The organism is Bradyrhizobium sp. NBAIM03 (assembly GCF_020194055.1).
Lineage (GTDB): Bacteria > Pseudomonadota > Alphaproteobacteria > Rhizobiales > Xanthobacteraceae > Bradyrhizobium > Bradyrhizobium yuanmingense.
This window is the reverse complement of record NZ_JADYVS010000026.1, coordinates 94,319-111,883: the sequence shown is the minus strand read 5'-3', so window position 1 is coordinate 111,883 and position 17,565 is coordinate 94,319. Positions and strand designations below refer to the sequence as shown.

At 63.7% G+C, this 17,565-nt stretch carries 18 protein-coding genes and 1 pseudogene; 14 read left to right on the top strand and 5 right to left on the bottom strand.

The features are described from left to right. The coding region (locus tag I6F21_RS30045) for a hypothetical protein (protein WP_225183941.1) at positions 1–728 on the top strand (728 nt) is incomplete at its 5' end. A gap of 442 nt (positions 729–1,170) precedes the next feature. On the opposite strand, the gene I6F21_RS30040 is transcribed toward I6F21_RS30045, so the two are convergent. After that, positions 1,171–3,459 carry a hypothetical protein gene (locus I6F21_RS30040; protein ID WP_225183940.1) on the bottom strand — a complete coding sequence of 763 codons (2,289 nt, stop codon included), beginning with the start codon at positions 3,457–3,459 and terminating at the stop codon, positions 1,171–1,173. Between the two features lie 85 nt (positions 3,460–3,544). Between I6F21_RS30040 and I6F21_RS30035 the strand changes: the two genes are divergently transcribed. Beyond that, a complete protein-coding gene (locus I6F21_RS30035) occupies positions 3,545–4,543 on the top strand; it encodes a hypothetical protein (protein ID WP_225183939.1) in 999 nt (332 codons plus the stop codon). A gap of 12 nt (positions 4,544–4,555) precedes the next feature. On the opposite strand, the gene I6F21_RS30030 is transcribed toward I6F21_RS30035, so the two are convergent. After that, positions 4,556–5,656 carry a hypothetical protein gene (locus I6F21_RS30030; RefSeq protein WP_225183938.1) on the bottom strand — a complete coding sequence of 367 codons (1,101 nt, stop codon included), beginning with the start codon at positions 5,654–5,656 and terminating at the stop codon, positions 4,556–4,558. Between the two features lie 206 nt (positions 5,657–5,862). Here I6F21_RS30030 and I6F21_RS30025 point away from each other — a divergent pair, with 206 nt between their 5' ends. From I6F21_RS30025 to I6F21_RS30010, 4 genes are all read left to right on the top strand, one after another. After that, on the top strand, positions 5,863–6,051 hold the full coding sequence (locus I6F21_RS30025) for a hypothetical protein (RefSeq protein ID WP_225183937.1): 189 nt from the start codon (positions 5,863–5,865) through the stop codon (positions 6,049–6,051). 111 nt (positions 6,052–6,162) lie between these two features. Then, entirely contained in the window at positions 6,163–6,978 is an 816-nt protein-coding gene (locus I6F21_RS30020) for a hypothetical protein (protein ID WP_225183936.1), read from the top strand. Positions 6,979–6,981: 3 nt separating this feature from the next. Next, positions 6,982–7,350, top strand: a complete 369-nt coding sequence (locus I6F21_RS30015; RefSeq protein ID WP_225183935.1) for a hypothetical protein — start codon at positions 6,982–6,984, stop codon at positions 7,348–7,350. A 58-nt stretch (positions 7,351–7,408) separates the two neighbouring features. Further along, positions 7,409–8,029, top strand: coding sequence for a DNA-binding protein (locus tag I6F21_RS30010; protein WP_346656841.1), 621 nt, complete (start codon positions 7,409–7,411; stop codon positions 8,027–8,029). Between the two features lie 182 nt (positions 8,030–8,211). Here the strand turns inward: I6F21_RS30010 and I6F21_RS30005 are convergent, their stop codons facing one another. Further along, a complete protein-coding gene (locus tag I6F21_RS30005; RefSeq protein ID WP_225183933.1) occupies positions 8,212–8,478 on the bottom strand; it encodes a helix-turn-helix transcriptional regulator in 267 nt (88 codons plus the stop codon). A 126-nt stretch (positions 8,479–8,604) separates the two neighbouring features. Here I6F21_RS30005 and I6F21_RS30000 point away from each other — a divergent pair, with 126 nt between their 5' ends. From I6F21_RS30000 to I6F21_RS29975, 6 genes and pseudogenes are all read left to right on the top strand, one after another. Further along, positions 8,605–9,477 carry a hypothetical protein gene (locus I6F21_RS30000; RefSeq protein WP_225183932.1) on the top strand — a complete coding sequence of 291 codons (873 nt, stop codon included), beginning with the start codon at positions 8,605–8,607 and terminating at the stop codon, positions 9,475–9,477. Between the two features lie 95 nt (positions 9,478–9,572). Continuing rightward, positions 9,573–10,049 carry a hypothetical protein gene (locus I6F21_RS29995; protein ID WP_225183931.1) on the top strand — a complete coding sequence of 159 codons (477 nt, stop codon included), beginning with the start codon at positions 9,573–9,575 and terminating at the stop codon, positions 10,047–10,049. A gap of 50 nt (positions 10,050–10,099) precedes the next feature. Then, on the top strand, positions 10,100–10,546 hold the full coding sequence (locus I6F21_RS29990) for a hypothetical protein (RefSeq protein WP_225183930.1): 447 nt from the start codon (positions 10,100–10,102) through the stop codon (positions 10,544–10,546). Next, entirely contained in the window at positions 10,546–11,145 is a 600-nt protein-coding gene (locus tag I6F21_RS29985) for a metallophosphoesterase (RefSeq protein WP_225183929.1), read from the top strand. Before I6F21_RS29990 ends, I6F21_RS29985 begins: the two co-directional genes overlap by 1 nt. Continuing rightward, a complete protein-coding gene (locus I6F21_RS29980) occupies positions 11,135–13,069 on the top strand; it encodes an AAA family ATPase (RefSeq protein ID WP_225183928.1) in 1,935 nt (644 codons plus the stop codon). Before I6F21_RS29985 ends, I6F21_RS29980 begins: the two co-directional genes overlap by 11 nt. Before the next feature lie 503 nt (positions 13,070–13,572). Then, a pseudogene (locus tag I6F21_RS29975) lies at positions 13,573–14,458 on the top strand (LysR substrate-binding domain-containing protein). A gap of 45 nt (positions 14,459–14,503) precedes the next feature. Here the strand turns inward: I6F21_RS29975 and I6F21_RS29970 are convergent. Next, entirely contained in the window at positions 14,504–14,803 is a 300-nt protein-coding gene (locus I6F21_RS29970) for a hypothetical protein (protein ID WP_225183927.1), read from the bottom strand. Between the two features lie 429 nt (positions 14,804–15,232). On the opposite strand from I6F21_RS29970, the gene I6F21_RS29965 reads away from it, so the two are divergent. Both I6F21_RS29965 and I6F21_RS29960 read left to right on the top strand, forming a co-directional pair. Beyond that, positions 15,233–16,207: a helix-turn-helix domain-containing protein gene (locus I6F21_RS29965; RefSeq protein WP_225183926.1), complete on the top strand. Its 975-nt coding sequence runs from the start codon at positions 15,233–15,235 to the stop codon at positions 16,205–16,207. A gap of 215 nt (positions 16,208–16,422) precedes the next feature. Beyond that, on the top strand, positions 16,423–16,800 hold the full coding sequence (locus I6F21_RS29960) for a nuclear transport factor 2 family protein (protein WP_225183925.1): 378 nt from the start codon (positions 16,423–16,425) through the stop codon (positions 16,798–16,800). 306 nt (positions 16,801–17,106) lie between these two features. Here I6F21_RS29960 and I6F21_RS29955 read toward each other — a convergent pair whose 3' ends face one another. Then, the gene (locus I6F21_RS29955; RefSeq protein ID WP_225183924.1) at positions 17,107–17,511 is read right to left on the bottom strand and encodes a DUF302 domain-containing protein; all 405 of its coding nucleotides are present in this window, start codon (positions 17,509–17,511) and stop codon (positions 17,107–17,109) included. Positions 17,512–17,565 lie beyond the last annotated feature (54 nt).

Here is a 17,565-nt window from a genome sequence, read left to right as displayed (position 1 = left end):
AGCTGTGTATAAGAGACAGGCTCAAACGCGCGCAACGGTCGGCCGCTAGGACGATCTTCTGCGGAGAAACGGTGTTGATCGAGGGTGGCCCCCCGATCTACTTCGTGTTGGCCAACCCCTCGCGACCGGGCGAGTTCTCGGTACAGGCCGGTCCTTCGACAGCGGATACGCTGCGAGGCATAGACATCGCCAATCCCTACTATCGCCTTCCGGGACCTCATGTCGCCGACAGGCAGGCGGCCGCCGCCTTGGGTCGGGCGTTCGGTCCCACGGAACTGGGTCTAGAGCGGTCCGCATTCGCCCCGCGGATCAAGTCCGTTACGGTGGTCAACCGCATTGACGAACTACTGCCGCCTCCGACCCGTGAAGCAGGACCGCGCACCTGTGCACGAGCATTTGCGGCTGGGCTGTGGGCCGACATGCATGATCACCCGGATGCGTCGTGGCGCGAAAGGCTGCGCATGCTCGTCCCGTCGCTCGCGAACTTCAAGGACGACGGTTTCTCGCCCTTCGTGGTCCCCGTCGATCTGCCGCACCGTGACATCCTGGAAGACTATCTCTCGCTCGCTAACGAGGACATCCAGGATCCGTATGGGCTCAGAAGGAGCGCCGCTCCGGCCATCCTACGACGTCTCAAGCTCGTCGACCCGGCCTTGCTGGCTGCCGACGAAGAGGTGCTTGCTGCGCTCGGAAAAGATCCGTCCGCAGAATGGAGAAGCGCGTATTAACCTCGGCGCGGCCGGACAGGGCGAGACGAGCGGCTTCGGCGGCGTCGCAGTGTTCGATGCGGCGAAGTATTCGTGGCTCCGTTCTCTCCGACGTCAGGCTCCTCCAGGCCTTCCGGAAGCAGTCGAAGCCGCCGGCCATTCGACCTCGACGTGCTTCCCCACGCCACCGAGATGCCGGCCCCGGCGACGATCGGGTGGGAGGCGGCGTCCGCCGACGTAGTTGTCTCCATCTCCGCACAACCGAAAATTGGTGCGGAAGAGACCTCCCCTTCGTCGGCCACGTCACCTACGCCAGCCTTAACTTTTCGAGGCAGGGTCCCCGAGGCCGCCCTCGCGGCGACCCCGGCCGTGGCGATGAGGATGACGGCGACGACCGCCGCCGGAAACGCGTGAGCCGCGCGCATCGGCCGATGCGCGCGGCTCCGGGTGGACCGGGGATCGACTAGCCGTCGATCAGACCGCGGCGAAGCAGCGCCAGCAGGGTGTCCTGGCGATCGCGCGGCAGGTATTGCACATAGGCTTTCACCGTGCGCACGCCGTCGTGGATGGCGTCGGCGGCGAGGTGCCACGGATCGGGGGCCTTGTCGGCCACCGCCTGCTTGAGCGTCCCGGTCGCGATGATGTGCCGGATGTCGTGGCCGGGGAAGCTGGTGATGCCGGGGATGCCGACGCCGGTCTCGGGATCATAGCGCAGGTACTTGCCGGTGATGCCGTGGACAAGCCTGCCGAGATACTGAGTGGTCATCCGGCCCTTCTCGCACCAGGAGTACTGCTGCTTGCGCACCCCGGTGCGCTCGGTCGGGCGCACGACGAAAAGCGCCCGGGTCTGACCGTCGCCGAGGATGAGGCCGCGACCCAGCTTCAGATAGTGATCGATGGCCTTGTAGAGGCCGTGCTCGTCCATGAGATCGCGCTCGTAGTGGTCGCGGCGGCCGTAGCCGGTGCCGAAGAAGGGACCGGCCTTGCCGTTCTTGAAACGGTGCGCCGGCACGCGCAGGCACCACTTGCCCTTGCCCTCGTCGAAGAAGATATCGTCGATCTCCATCGCCTCCACGGTGCCCTTGCGGAAGCCGGTCTGCGCCAGCATGCCGACGATGAAGGCGTCGCGCGCGGCGTAGGCCAGCGGCTCGGGGTCGAGCCCCACCATGTCGCGCTCAAGGCCTCGGCAGAGCGTCGCCAACGCCGACAGCGGGTTCGCGAGCAGCAGGATCGGCCGCACGGAGGCGTGCGGATCGCGCGAGCGCTTCACGTGCTTGAGGTTCGACGCCTTCATGTCGACGTACTCCTTACGCGCTCGCGCGCAGGCCGCCTTCCAGTCGGCACGGACGCCGGCGATATCAGCTTCGGAAACGAGGACCTCGCCGTCGCGCGCCGTCACCGGCACCAGCCGCTCTGCGAGATGCGGCTTCTGCGTCAACCAGCCGGTCTCGGGATCCAGCAACGACTTGGCCCAGCGGATCTGATCGACCTCGAACTTGGTCAGGGAGCCTTCGAAGCCGTCGTCGTCCCGGTCGACGTCGCGGGCGGCGCCGGCGGCCTCGGCAGCAGCCTTGGCGGCGGCATCCCGCGCGAGCGCGAACTGCAGGCGCTCATGCAGCATGCGCGGGAAGACCAGGAGCGCCAACGTGACGTCGGCAGGATCCATGCAGAGCCTGGGATTGAGCTCCGTGGTCCAGCTTCCGAACACGCTCTCCAGATAGTCGCGGTGCATCTGGATGGTCTTGGCGGACAGCCGGCCCTTCGGGCGCACCATGCCGTAGGGGCACAGCCGGTCGTTGCGGAACTTGGTCCAGTCCGCGAACTCGGCCTCAAGGCTCACCGACCAGTCGTGCAAGCAGTACTCGTGGTGGATGCGCCAGGCCGCCGCCTTGCCGTAGTCGGTCGCGCCGTAGACGGGGCGCGGCCGCGTCTGGCGACGCCACGCCGAGAAGCGCGAGGTGAGCGAATCGCGCGGCAGGCCGAGCACCTTCTCGAGCATGTTCACGCGCGGGTAGCGCGTCTCGTCCGGACCGCGCTTGCCCCTCGACCAGCTCGACACCGAGCCTTGGGTCAGCCCGCTCCCGGCGCAGGCCTTCAGCTGACTCAAACCGGAGCGCGCGAGCCCGTAGCGCAGGAGATGCGCCGGATTTCGCGGCAGGTCCTCGTTCGCGTCCCAAGCGTTGAGGTACGCGATCGCGCGCTTGACCTCGTCGAGAAAGCCGAAGGGGACATCGGCGCCCTCGACTCCGACCAGGGTGATGGCGGACGACAACGCGTCGCGCGCGTCCCCGTCGACGCCGCTCCGCGCGGCGACCGCGTCCATCGCCGCGACGAAGCTTGCGAGCTTGTGCGCACGGACGACATCGCTCTCATCGTCGAGCTCGCGCTCGCGGTGGGACCGGGCGACGATCGAGAACTCGGCGAAGGGGAAAGCATTCGGCTCCGCCGGGGCCGGCTGCAGACCGTAGGTGACGGCGAGCTCGGCGATGCGCTTGCGGTGGCCGAGGTGCTTGGCACAGAGACTGGCAGCGCTCACGCCGAACTGCGCCGCGATCGCCTTCCAGTAGGGGCGTTCGGGATGGTCCGGATTGGCCGGCACCTTGGCGCCGGCCTTCAGCGTTTCCTCGAACTCATCGATCGCGGCGGCGATCTTGCCGTCGCTGACGAACGCCCTGCCGGCCTTCTTGGTCGGCACACCCCCGACCGAGGGGTGGGGAAGGTTCAGCCCGACGGCGATCGCAGCGGTCGTCATCGGGGCCTCGGGAGAAGTCTGGCTACGCATACGCTAACGCTCCTGTTACAGCGCCGAGCAACTGTTTGCACCGGCATTTTCAGAAGTGGGGCAGCTTTCCCGTGCCGCAATCACCGACGTTGTTTGTTGGTTAACGCTGCATTTACCCCATTTGCGCTACTTTCCAGGCGTATTTGCCAAACCGTTTGCCGAAGCGATGCCTCAACACTGGATCGAGCGAGAATTCATCAGGACTGGCCTGCCGAAGTCGTCCTTCGCCGGCTACCTGGCCATCGACAACGCCGCGGTCAGCCGGATCTCGAGTGGCGAACGCCCTCTCAGCGAGGAAGAGAGCGCGCTCGCCCGGGCCTTTTTCTCCGTCGTTTCCGAGCGAGCTCCCGAATCCTCGACAGATGCGATCAGGCGGCTTCGCTCGACGAAGATCCGCGAGACGGCCGGCGTAGCGCTGAGCAGGTGGTTGGTCGAACGGATCGACCATAGGGATTCAAACGCCCTCGATCTGTTTGCACCCGTCGCGGCTGGGACCAGCACGCTGAGGGCAGACCAGATCGTCGCGCTATGCCGGATGCTCGAACTCGACGTGGTCGGCTTGATTCAAGGATTCGGCGTACGCAGCCTTGATCCAAACGCGAGCGTACCGCCCGACTTGGTCGCGGCCGTCGACCGGGCCGCGACCCGATGGACCCGCGACGGCGTGCCGTATCGCCTCACGCGAGGTCCGGCCGCGACGGAGGCACCCCGTCTGTCGGCATCGAAGACCAAGTTCGTCACATTGCAGCCCGCCGATCCCGCGGATGACGAACTGGGCGCGTATACGCCATATCTGATTCCGGACGATTCCTACGCGCCACGTTTCGAGCAAGGTCAGACGATCTTCCTCGATGCCGGGTCCGAACCGAGGAAGGGCGACTTTGTCGCGGCCGTCATCAAGGATACGAAGTCGGAGAATCTGCAGGCGGTCCTCGGTAAGCTCCTCTACGTCAGCCGCGACAAGATCGGCATCGATACGGCCCGAAGCAATCGGGTGGAGGTTCCGCGAGACCGGGTGACCGCTCTCCGGCGGATTGCTTTCTGCAAGATGTAGCGCGTCCGAGCCTTACCGGAGGGCTGCCAAAACGCCGACGATCTGGCCGATCAAGACCATGTCCCGACGGCGCATCGCGGCTTCGCCGGCCAGCCTCCTGCCCTCCTCGGCCCTCGCATCGGCGACGATGAGCACACCGTCGTGCACGACCGCGTACCGGACGGAGAAGATATCGGTGACCGATGTGTCCACGATCAGCCGGTCTCCGGGCGCGATCGCAAGATCCGCTGCGTGCACTTCCTTCGGCACGGCGACCAGTACGCAACCATCGGCATCGGCGCGCAAGACCGATTCGAGGAACGTGCGCGGCATGGACCAACCCGGCAGGATCGCCGGTCGGGCCCGTCGATCAGAATTGGTGAGCAGGCGAACGAGTCCTTGGATTTCATACTCGGGCGGAGACGAGCGGGAGTGCTCTGAAGCTACGCGTGTCCTGAGCGCGTTCGCTGTTCTCGCTCCTCGAAGGACCGGTCTGTAGGACGGCAGCCGCGCGGCCGCCTCATCTTCGTCGCGACCGTGATCCTCAAGCAATTGGTTCAATTTCGATTCGATCTCGGCCGGGTATCCGCTGGGAAAGGCACCCGTGAGCAACCAGCCCGGCTCGCAGCCGAATACGGCCGCGTAGACGCGCGCTTTGGTTACCTCAAAGCCGAGCAGGCCACGCTCCGCGCCGTTGAGAGTCGATCTGTGAACGCCGGCCGCAGCGGCGCCGGCGGCCGCGGTACGAAAACCGGCAAGCCGTCTCGCAAGTCGAAGCCTTCGTCCACGCGCGTGATCCGGACTTTCGCCACTCCGGCTCTGTTCCTCGACCCGGAGGCGTAACTGCTCAAGGCGCAAGGGATCCACATGGATTTTCTGGTCGTGTGGGGAGCTCGCCTCGCCGTCCCTGAGCCACCCCTCGGACACCGAAAAGGCTGAGGCGTACTCTCGACGCGCCGCATCACCCATGCCTCTCTTCGCGTTTTCGTGCGACACGTAGCGGGATTCGGCCCACCCGAAACGCTGCGCAGCCGCCCGGGCAGTCGCATATCCGGCCGCTATCCGCGCCGCATGTAGCCTGGCAGCCTGCTCGACATTCCCAGAATAGAGCCGTGCTCCGACCATGCCGGCCAACCAATCCCCATCGACGTCGCGCGCGCGGGTCCACCCCTAGCAAGGTCGGCCTCCTCGGTGAAGGCATTCAGCCCCCAGAGCTGCCGTTAAGGTGAGATTTACCATGATCCTAACCGACCAATGACAGACGGGAGGACGGGCCCTACGTAGTGGGGCGTACGGCAATCGTACGCCCCTTGCAATCGTTTTTTAGGAGAGCTACAGCGGTGATCAATCTCAGTTCCACCCCGCAGGGCGCCCCTGCGGCGCCGCCGCCCGCCAAGGGCATCGAACAGCCCACGGCCCCATTGTCGGAGCCGAATCTGCGCCTCGTGCTGCAGGTGATCGAAGGGGACTACAGTTCCTTCGATAACTGCGGCGATCCCATCGCCCTGCTTCTGCACGTTCGGCACTAGGCGCAGACACACAATCGATTAGTAGCGCCCTTTAGGGCGCTACATCTACCCTATGCCCCCTTTGGGTCGGCCAACATCGACCCGGGGGCCAAGCAATGGAGACCCCCACCCATGAAGTTCGGCCCCAACTCACGCGACACCATCGATCTGGCGAAGCGCATGTTTCCCAAGCTCCGGCCCCGGTACGAGGACGACGGCCTTTTCATCCGCGAAACATCGCCGCCGTACTTGACCTCCAGTGTGACCGCCTTCGGCACCACCATTGCGGGCCGCTTGCCCTTGCTCGTCGACGTCACGCCGGCGGAAGGGGCTCGCGCCGGCTGGTGCTTCGCGAACGTCGCGGAGGTCGTCGCGCGCGAAGGCGGCGTCGCCGTTCACGGCTGGGCGATCTGGTGCTGCCCGGGGCTTTGGAACGCCGCCGAGTTCCACGTGGTCCACAGGACGATCGCCGGACAGTTGCGCGACGTCACGCCGAAGCCGGACGGTGAGCCGCACATCGCCTTCGTCCAAGACTCCCGCTACCCCGCCGACTTCGATTTCTACCAGCGCCCGAACGGTATCCGGGAGCGGACTCTCGGCATCGAGGGGCGCGACGAATTCGTCGCCAACAAGGTCGCCAGGTTCAGCGCGGCCAGGATGGCCTACGAGACCGAGAAGGCAAAACGGAAGGGTCTCACCGTCACGCAGTCCATCGGCTCCAAGATGAAGGGCCGCGGCTCCTACGAACGGCTCGTCGACGAGTTTCTGGAGGAAGTCGGTGAGCTCGAGGCAATGCTGGTGCCGACGCCGGAAGGGATGGTCTGCAAGAACGTGCGCCGTGTCGATGAATTCCGTCGCCGTGCTGCCGACGTGGAGAAGAAGAAGACCAAGATCTTCCTGATGGCCGACCTGGCGGTGCGGGGGATGGTGCCGGGCGGGGGCGCCTAGGATATGCGCGCCATCCTGATCAATCCTGGCGATCGCTCCATCGGCGTCGTCGACCTTCCCGATTTCCCCCATGCGATCCGCCGCAAGTACGGCGGCGCCAAGCTGGTGCGCATCGCAACCCTGCCGGCGGGCGACCGGGTCCACCTTCTCGTCGCTCACCACGACTACGCACCATCGTTCTCATTGGGCGGATCCGGCCCCCATCACGGCCTCGGCCTGATCCTCGGGCGGCGCGGCCTCTACGGCATGTTGATGAACTCGAGGACCGACGTCGAAAGCCTGGCCGCCATCCTGAAGTTCGGCCCGGCCGGCGAAACGCATCTGGCGAACGCCGTGGTCGAGACCAGCGCGGAGGGTCAGCCCGGCAATTAGATCCGCGGAAGAAACGAAGAACGACGACGACACCTGCTACGTAACGTTATGGAGTGTTATGATGCTTGAGAAAGTTCGTAAGGCGATGGAAGCGCTCGAGGCGCGGAACATCACGCCGTCGGTGCGCAAGGTGCGGGATGAGATGGGGGGCGGCGGCTACACCGAGATTGGCGAGGCCATGCGCGAGGTCAAGGCCGAGCGCGAAGCTCTGCGCGCCGTCCGGACCGATTTGCCCCGCGTCCTGCAGGACAAGGTAGGCATCCTCGCGCTTGACCTCTGGACGGCCGCCCAAGAGATCGCCAATCGCGAGGTTGCCGACGTCCGTCAAGCCTGTGATGTGCGCGTTGCCGCTGCAACGAGCCAAGCCGAAGAGGCGTTGCAGGAGATCGACCAGGCCGAGCATCGCATCCGCGAACTCGTTCAAAGGGTCGCAACCCTCGAGACGGCCGAACGGGCCGCTTCAGTCCGTGCGGAGACCGCCGAGGCTCGCGCCGGATCGCTGGAAGCGGAGGTCCGCGTGATGCAGGAGGTCAACAAGCAGCGCGAGCGTGAACTCGATCGCGCCTATCAGGGCGTCAATCGCATGGCGGAGGTCTTGGGCACCAAGCACAAGTCCAAGGCCAAGACGGCGACGCCCAACGGCGACGGCAACGCTAAGTCCGTGGACGTGACTGGCTGATCCCGGCGGCGACGACACCGCTTCGACCTCGGTGTCGTCGCCAAACGAACCGATCGCAGGCCGGCCCATCAGCTCCACAGCGTCGCCGTTTGCCCACCGATCTTGCCGTGACCACGTCGACCTGCGCCTCGATCCCCCTATTCGCCTCGGTCTCGAGGCAGACGTAGTCCAACGAGCTCCCTCTAATCTTTCGTTTCCTTGGCGCAGATGCCGACGGCGCGGTCGCCGATAAAGAGAAACTCGATGCCCTCCTTTTCGAGGGCTTCCCGCAGATCGCGCAACGTGCGCGGCTGCGCTTCCCGATTGCCGAGCTCGAACTCCTGAATTGCACGACGAGCCACGAGCGTCGCATTGGCAAGGTCCTGCTGCGACCAATTCAGCCAAGCTCTGGCAGCCCGCACCTGCTGGGGCGTGACGGTTCCGTCCGTCGAAAAGGTCTCCTTAACCATAGCAGCGCCTGACACCGACTTTTTTTCAGCGCCCTATTGCGCTAAAAGCGCCTTTCGTCCCATATAGCGCCTAGAGACGCTATTTGCACGACGCAGGTCGCGGTCCACAAACAGGGAAGCCATAGCATGGAAGTCGAGTCGCACGTCCATTCCGTCTCCGCCGCCGCGCTGACGCGCACCGCTCAGACGCTCGTCGCCAACGCCGTCGCCGCAGCGTTCAACGAAGATCCCGTGATCGGCCCGGATCTCAGCCGTGCCATCTCGGTGGTGGGTTCCGTGGTCAAACGCCACGGTCTTCTCCTCCAGAGCACTGCCGCTCATGCGCTGGCGGCGAGCGGTCGCTTCGAGGTTCTGGTCGACGCCGAGATTCCGATCGTCGACGCCGCCAACGAGCTGCTGCTCGCCCGCAACTCGACCAACGATCTGGCCCGGATCAGCATCCGCGCCGACGCCGCCGCCGAACGCATCGTCACGATGGATCTCACCGTCATCGACGAGGAGGTCGGCTGGGCGGGCGTGTACGAGGTGAAGCGCGGCAACGGCCCCGTCGATGGCCGCACCCGCCGCCCGATCGAGCACGACCTGAAGGCGGCGCGCCTGGTGCTCCCCAGCTACTTGGCGAAGCGGGGGTACAAGAACATCACGCGCGTGACCGCGGGTGTCATCGACTACTACGGCGCCGCCGGCTTCCATAAAGACTTCAAGATCTCCCGCGACGAGCTCGATGCGCACTTCCACGTGCCGGTCCGCCAGTCGCTGGACCAGGTCACCTCGTGCCTTCGCACCGCGCTGCTGTCGGAGCTCCCCAACCTGTTCAGCACGGTGATCAAGGCGATCAACCGCGAGAATGCGCGGAAGGATGCAACGAGCTCCGCCACCGACTTGGTACCGGATGCTACCCCGACCGAGGAGGCCGTGACGCACTTCATCAGCACCCGTCCGACCGGCCCCGGTCCGCGCAAGCCGGCCACAACCATCCGGGTGAGCGGCGTGGCGTAGTGCCGGTCGGCGCCGCCGTCGCTCGGTGCGAGGCGGCGCCGGGGGCATCGAGAAGAAAAGTCAGAGTGAGCAGTAGATCGTCGAGGGACAACAACGTGATCGGCAAGAGCTCGACCGCTTGGGACCATCCGCCCACGCGATGGTGGCGCCTCCTCCCGCCGTCCGGCTTTCACCCGGATGCGATCCGCGCGATGCGGCACGTCGCATCGTGCGTCGAATTTTTCGGCGAGCCCCGCTGGCGCGCCGCAGTCGCCGGCGATGCCGAGAGCGCGATCTCGATCGCTTTGTCGATGAACCCGAGGGGGCAGTTTCGTCAGAAATTCGACGTGGCCATGACCGTCCTCGCCGCTTGCGCTTGCGAGGGCAGCGCCGCCGCCTGCGTGATCGTCGGCAACGTCATCCTGAACCTGCCCAAGGCCGGCGACAAGGAATCCGACCTCGCGGACGCGTGGGCGCCTTGCTACTGCCACGCTCCGTCGCTCCGCGCGGGCCCCTACGTGAACGCCAACTCGTCAGCGATCTCCTCGTCGACATCTCGACGGCATCCGGCGAGCAGGCGCTGTTCTGCGTGATCAACTACATCGAGAGCTTCGGACCTCGATATCGGCCAGAGGAGAGTTGAGTGAATACCCCACGCAAAATCCCCTACGAAAAGGGTATCCCCGATTTGCGGTCGGTGGATGACCAGTCCTTCAACGCGCTGCGTTGGTGGCGCAGCACGCGTGCGGACAACTTCCACGCGCCGGCCCTGAGCCAGATGAAGGCGGCCGTCGCAAATGTGGCGATGCTTGCCGAGCCCCGCTGGCGCGAAGCGGCTTCGGGCGACGCCGCCGCCGCCATCGCCATCGTGCTCGCAATGGGGGTGCAGAACTCCCACGCTCTGAAGTTCGATATCTGCATGACCGCTCTCGTCGTCTGCGCGTGCGAAGGCGATGCCGCATCCTGCCTGGTCGTCGCCTGGGTGCTCAGGCGGCTTCCGAAGGCGACTGCCCGCGAGAAGCGGCTCGCCACCTCGTGGAGTGTCCGTGCGATCCGGCCGTTCCTCGCGCGTGCCGGACTGGAGACGTGATGAGGCTGCAGATCATGAATGACCTGCACCTCGGCCATCCCGGCAGCGGCGGACCGCCGCCGCTCGCGGAAGGCGTCGAGAAGGTGCTGGTCGCCGGCGATACGTGCAAGGGATTGGCCAAGGCAGTCGAACACCTCCGTCGTGTCTACCCGGCGCCGACGGAAGTCGTCATGGTCGCCGGCAATCACGAACTCTGGTCGAAGACCCTGGACTTCGAAGAACACTGGGAGGCGGGCCATCTGGCGGCCGAACGTCATGGCGTCCGCCTACTGGAGAACTCGGTCGAGACTTTGAGGGGCATTCGCCTGCTGGGCTGCACCTTGTGGACCGACTACGAGTTGTTCGGAGCACACATGCGCGAGGTAGCCATGAGTACGGCGACCCACTCCATGCTCGACCATCGCCGCATCAAGTGGTCGCGAGATCCCTGGCAGCGGTTTCGCCCCCCGGAGGCGCGCATCCTCCACCACCAATCCCGGTCCTTTCTCGAGGCGGAGCTCGCGAGGCCGCATGATGGCCCGACGGTCTGCATCTCGCACCACGCCATGACACTGGAGGCGGTCGCGCCGGCTTACGGGAGGCGCAACCATGCGCGATGATGACGAGCGGAACCACGCGAGCAAGATCGGGGGATTCTCGCGTTTGGCCGCCCTGAGCGCGAATGCGCGTGAGCATCTGGAAGACTCCGACGACGATCCGAGCGACGACGACGCCATGGATTCGGCCGAACATGCCATTCCCGATTCCTTCACGCCGCGCGAGGCGCTGGTGTCCGCCGCGCTCGCTGCTTCTCTTACGCCCGCCATCAAGGAAGCCCTGAACTCCCCTTCCTCTCGGGCACTAGTGATCTCGGTTCCGTCGGCGGCCTGGATCGCGCCCTTGCGAGATCTCTTTGGGAGGCGCCCCTTCGGACGGAAGTGGACATGTATCGCGCGAGACGGGTCGGACCGCAGAGGACACCAGCCGTCCTCCGGTAACGCGGAGGCCGCCACGGCTCTCGCGGCGGGAGCATCGGTCGTAGGCATCGCCGTCGCTCCCGAACAGACTCTTCCGTCGACGCTCATCGGAGCCGCCGATTTCCGGCTGCCCCTGAAGTTCGGATCGAACGTCGTCGAAGAGGCGATCCGGAGGATCTACGGAAGCGCCGCGCAAATCGAGCAGCGGGATCTCATCGGACTCGATCTCGAGGACGTGGTCGCGGCCATGCGACGCGGCAGCACGGAGCAAGACGTCAAGGCTCGTTTGTCATCCGCCGCAAGGACGCGTGCCGGACAGACCTCCGCCGACGACGTGCCGCTCCTCGAGACGGCCGTCGAATACGGCGCCGCGAGAGACTGGGCTTTGGCTCTCGCGCGCGACATGCGTGAGTATCGCGCCGGCAATCTGCCGTGGAGCGCGGTCGACAGGGGCGCGGTCTTCCACTCCGGCCCGGGTATGGGCAAGAGCGTTCTCGCAAGGAGCATCGCCCGTGCGTGCGAGTCGACACTGATCGTCGGCAGCGTCGGCGAACTGTTCGCGACCAGTTCCGGATATCTCGACGGTGTGATCAAGGCGCAGCGCGAACTTTTCTCCAAGGCCGTGGCTGCTGCACCGTCGATACTCTTCCTCGACGAGATCGACGGGCTTCCATCCAGAGAATCCTTGAGCTCCCGTGCCCGGGAGTGGTGGATGCCGATCATCGAAGATTTCCTGCTGCTGCTTGACGATGCCACAAGCGCGCGGCGCGAGGGCGTGGTCGTGATCGGCGCGACGAACCGGATCAAGGCGGTGGACCCGGCGATCCTGCGGCCCGGCAGGCTCGAGCGCGCCATCGAGATCACGGCACCCGGTCCGGAAGGCATCCTCAATATCCTACGCTTTCATGTCCGCGACGATCTGCCGGAGAAGGTTCTGCGTTCCGCGGCGGAGATGCTGGATGGCTTCACGCCGGCGGAAATCATGGAGACGGTGAGAAGCGCGCGCCGCACGGCTCGAATCGCCGCACGCCCTCTTTCTGGCGACGATCTCAGACGTGCCGTTACGCCGGCCACTACCGTTCCTCCGGCAGCACTAAAGCGCATCGCTATCCACGAAGCCGGCCATGTCGTCGTCGCCATCGCCGCAGGCGTCGGCAGGGTCAGATCTGTCAGGATCGGCGGTCGTCAGGGCGCCGGCGGCGTGACCAGCATCGACCCCGCTTCGAGTGATCTGGTCACGCGCCAGTCGATCGAGAAGCAGGTTGTGGGCATCCTGGCCGGACGCGCTGCGGAAATCGTGTTGCTCGGCGATCCCTCGGCAGGATCCGGCGGTGACGAGCGTTCCGACCTGGCGCTGGCGACCCGCTTGGTCGCAAGCATGGAGTTTTCGCTCGGATTGGGAGAGCACGGCCTGCTCTTCGTCGGCGATGCCGAGCCGCAGAAAAAGCGAGCTCCCGACCTACGGTTTAGGAAACCGTGTAATGGCATGATGAATCAATGCGTTAATGCTCCGGTGTTGCAGATGCGTTGCAGACTCGATTTCGGGTGCCAAGGCCCCCTCCCTTGAGATCCGAGAAGAAGACCCGCGGACGCGATGACGCATTCGACGAATTCATCTTAGCTTACACCGGTGGACCTGAGACAGCCGGGCTCGTAGATCCGGAACGGTCCGCTACGCAGGTCGCTGACGAGACCGCCGGCTTCTCCGTCAGGCGTGTGCCGGCGGACAGTCCGAAAGCTTGTAGTCCCAATCCACCAGGAGATCGGCCGTTCCGGCGCGATATAGGCAAGGCTCCGTAGGACGAACTGACCACGCGGACCGCATGGGCGTTGCCTTTGAACACACGCGTCTTGTCGAACTCGGGCTGGCTTCGGCGGGGCTCGATGAACATCAGGCGCCGGCTCATCAGCCGGTGACAATTATACGCTCGTCCGCCGCAATCTGGTCAGATCGCGCGTGCCTTCGGCGTAAAGCTTCGAGGACCGGCCTCCGAGGCCGTCAATCATTCCATTGTATAGATGAAGCGGGCCTCCGAGTTCAGGAGGTAAAGCAAAAAGCGAGAGACAGTTATGGATCGCTGGCAAGCGATCCGTGCGTTCGTCACGGTCGCGGAGGCGGAGAGCTTCGCGGAAGGCGCTCGGCTCCTTCACATGAGTGCACGGGCGGTGACCAGGGCCGTTGCGGCTCTCGAGGAAACGATTGGCACTCGATTTTTCGTTCGAGCGACCCGCTCGGTCAAGCTCACCGAATCCGGATCCCGGTATTTCGACGATTGCCGTCGCATCTTGTCCGACATCGTCGACGGGGAAGCGGCGGCCGCGGGATCCCTTGCAAAGCCCTCCGGCAGGCTTGCGGTTACCGCCTCCGCTCTTTTCGGGCAGATGTGCGTACTACCGATCATGACGGAGTATCTCGACGCTCATCCAACGATGTCCGGTAGAGCTTTGTTCCTGGATCGGCCGTGAACATCGTTGAGGAGGGGATCGATGTCGCGATTCGGATCGGGCACCTACCGGATTCCGGCTTCAGCGCGATCAAGGTCGGCATAGTGAGACGCGTGATTTGCGGAACGCCGTCCTACTTCGAGAAGAATGGTATTCCTGTCACCCCTTCAGATCTGAAGGATCATCGCATCGTAACGTCCACGAGCGCCTGGGCCTCGCCGGAATGCCGATTAGCGCGTGACGAGCGTATCATGGTCCGGACCTAGAGTGTAACACAAATGAGGCCGCGATCGCCACAGCAGAGGCCGGTTTGGGATTGACGCCGGTGCTTCACTATCAGATCGGCCCAGCGCTCGTCGAAGGTAAATTGCAGACTACTCTCGGCGAATACGAAGAGCCCCCTCTCCCAATCCACGTGCTTCATCCGGAATGTCGTCATGCACCGGCCAAGGTCCAGGCGTTCCTTGAAGTTGCTGTACCGCGGCTTCGCTCAAACCGCCTCCTGAACTGAAGCTGCGGCAGACTTGGGCGCGCTCCCCACTTTGTGAACGAACGATCAAACTTCTTGATCGCGGGCCTCCGTCGTATTCTGCACGTGGACGACGACAGCCTCATCGTGTCCGGTTCGACTGCTGTAGAATACCAGCCCCATGAGGCCAATTCCGACCAGAAGCGAAAAGAACGTCCCGAGTGCCAATGCGATCCAACCGTCCAGCGACATCCGGACATCGCCTGCTGACGTCCAGCCCAGCACGGCGACTACGATTGAAAACAGCAGCAATCCAAAAAGGACTCCGATCGTCGCAATGGCACCAATGCCGAATTTACGTTCTTGCGTCATGTCAGTTTCAGACATTTCTGTCTCCATCCGTTGATGCGGCTGTCCTCTGCATCAGGTGGCGCCGCTGGTTGCTCTGTCTGTTCACAACGATGCCCCGTCCCGCGGCCGGCCGGAACGATCGATCTCAACAGTTCATTGCTGTCGAAACTGCAACAATTATCGACTTGAGACGGGACCGGGACAGCTCGCCGCTGCGCTTTAGCGGCGCTGGCGCAGAAAGGCTGCTTTCGATGGATGATCGCGCAGACACGATTCCGTCACTTCTCAGTCTGAAGGCTGCCGCATCGGGAGGGGCGGCCTCCTCGGTCGGGAGCTATTTGCTAGATCGGAATCGCTTGACATGACCGGGCTGACGCAGGCACAAAGTAGAAATCTCGACCATGAACCGAAACATGTTCTCACCGCTTGGCTGGGGCGGAGTGATATCGGTTTGCGACAGAAGCAATGGATAAGACGAACCACAGCCGCACTCAGAACTGGACGACCAATCTGGTCCAGCCGACCGAGCGCTTCGCCTACTATCGCGAAGTGGTCTGTCAAGCTTTCATGAAAATGACACCGGAGGCCCCCGCGGCACCCGAGTTCTCGGCGAGTGGCCAAAGTATTGCTCTCGGTACCGGTGCGCTCAATAGGGTTGTCGTTTATCCTCCGCATAGGACCTTACGCACCATTGCCGATGTTAAGGCGGCGGATAGACGCGGGTTTTATCTGAACTACCGGCTTGCCGGGCGTAGCCTGGTTCAGCAGGCCGGTATCGACATGGTGGCGTCGCCAGGACAAGTCTGCCTCATCGATAGCGATCGCCCGTTTTCGCTGACCCACCACCCGGCACGATCGACAAGCGTCACCTCGTTCTGGATGCCCGCAGAGGCACTTTACCAGCGGCTCGAACCGTCATTCGACATCAAACCGGCTCGGCTCTCCGACGATCCACATGTGGGTCCACTGATTACCGAGACGGCGCGCACCTTGAACCTCCACGCGCTTCAGATGTCCCCCGATGATGCCGGACGATTGTTCGAGGCTCTGCTTGACCTTGTTGCCCTAGCGCTGTCGTGTGAGAGCCGCTCGACCATACGAGAGTCGTCGTCAGTCGCCGACGCAACCACCCTCGCCGTCAAGCGCGCGATCGAAGTTCGGCTGAACAAGCCGGGACTGAGGGTTTCCGATATCGCCGCCGCAGTCGGCATCAGCGAGCGCTATGTGCATATGCTTTTCGCGCGAGCCGGCACGACCTTTCGCGACCATGTCATGCAGCGGCGTCTCGACAACGTAGCCGCGAGTTTGCGCGCTCCCGAATTCGCGTCCGCCGATATCGGAGCAATTGCATTTGAATGGGGGTTTGCCGATCTATCTCATTTCACTCGTAATTTTAAGAAGCGATTTGGGATGCGCCCACGCGATTGGCGTACCCCCTAAAGCGCGATGAGATTTGGGATGAATCGTCATCGCGCTTTCTGCTGTTGTTTGCGCATGATCTTTCCGAAACCGCTTCGCACTTTTCCCTCCGACGGCTGGATTCGGGCGGCTGCCTATACCTATGTATAGATGGCTGCGTTGGCTCAGCAGCTACCTTTGCCGCCAGGCAAGATGAAGACCAAGCAAGCGTCGCTTGGTCCTACCCGGAGCGGGTGATGGAAAACGCAGACTACGACCGATTGATGAGGGCGAACATCGTGCGTGTCTTCGGCGAGAGGGATGTCGCCAAGCGGATGACGGCAATCAGCGAGCTGTATGCAGATGACGCGGCCGTTTACGAGCCGGACCACGAGGCTATCGGTGCAGAAGCAATCAGCGCCACAGTTTCGAACCTTCTCACAACCCTGCCAAAAGAGTTTGTTTTCAGTCCCATTGGCCCGGCAACAGGTCACCACGACGTAGCTCGGCTACGTTGGCGCGCTGGTATTCCGGATGGGCCAGCCGCCGCAAGCGGGACCGACGTCGCACATTTCAGGGCTGGACGCATCCAATCGCTCTACGTTTTCCTCGACCCTACGGTTTCCAAGGATTGAGACGACCACCCCGATCGATCGCATTCTGACCGGAGGCCAGTCGATCTGGGCTTCTCCTCGGATTTTCCGTCGCTCGCAGGCAGCGTCGTTCTTGCCCCTTGCAGCTCACCGAGACAAGAACGAGGGCAGTACCTGCGACGGAGATAGGGGCCGCCGACCTACGGCCAACATCAATCAGAGTCTCAGTCGTCCGGAGACGTTTGCTTAGTCCTGCGCCGAGCCGAACGTCCGGGCATCAAGCCCTGCTCCTGATCAGCCGAAATCGGCCTTGAAGTGCTCAAGCCATTTGTCGCGCGGCCCCGGTCATTAAGGGCGCGTAGTCGCTTTGTTCGCGATCGACTTCAACACGTTCGACATTGCCTCTACTGCTGGCTTTGTGTTGTCGGCAAGGCCATGGCGGCGGGCGATGAATGCAGGATCGTTGTAGGAAACGTATGTTGTCCCGTTTTCGTCCTGCCAGACGAGAGCCTTCAAAGGAAGGTCAATGCCGGCCGTCTGTTGAGACTGCATCAAAGGTGTACCTCCCTTCGCGGCACCAAAGATAAGGAGGTCGGTCGGCCGCAATGGAAGCCCGATCGCGGCAGCGCCGTCGGCGTGATCGATGTGGGCGAACACCGTCATGCCCCTTGCTTTGATCTCGGCTTCAAGCCGCCTCATGGTCTCGGCAGCACCGAAGCTGCTGGACAAGGTGATAATTCCGTCTGCCGACATCGACTTAACTCCAGATAACAAGAGACCAACGATACAGAGGATGGCTCCGAAGAA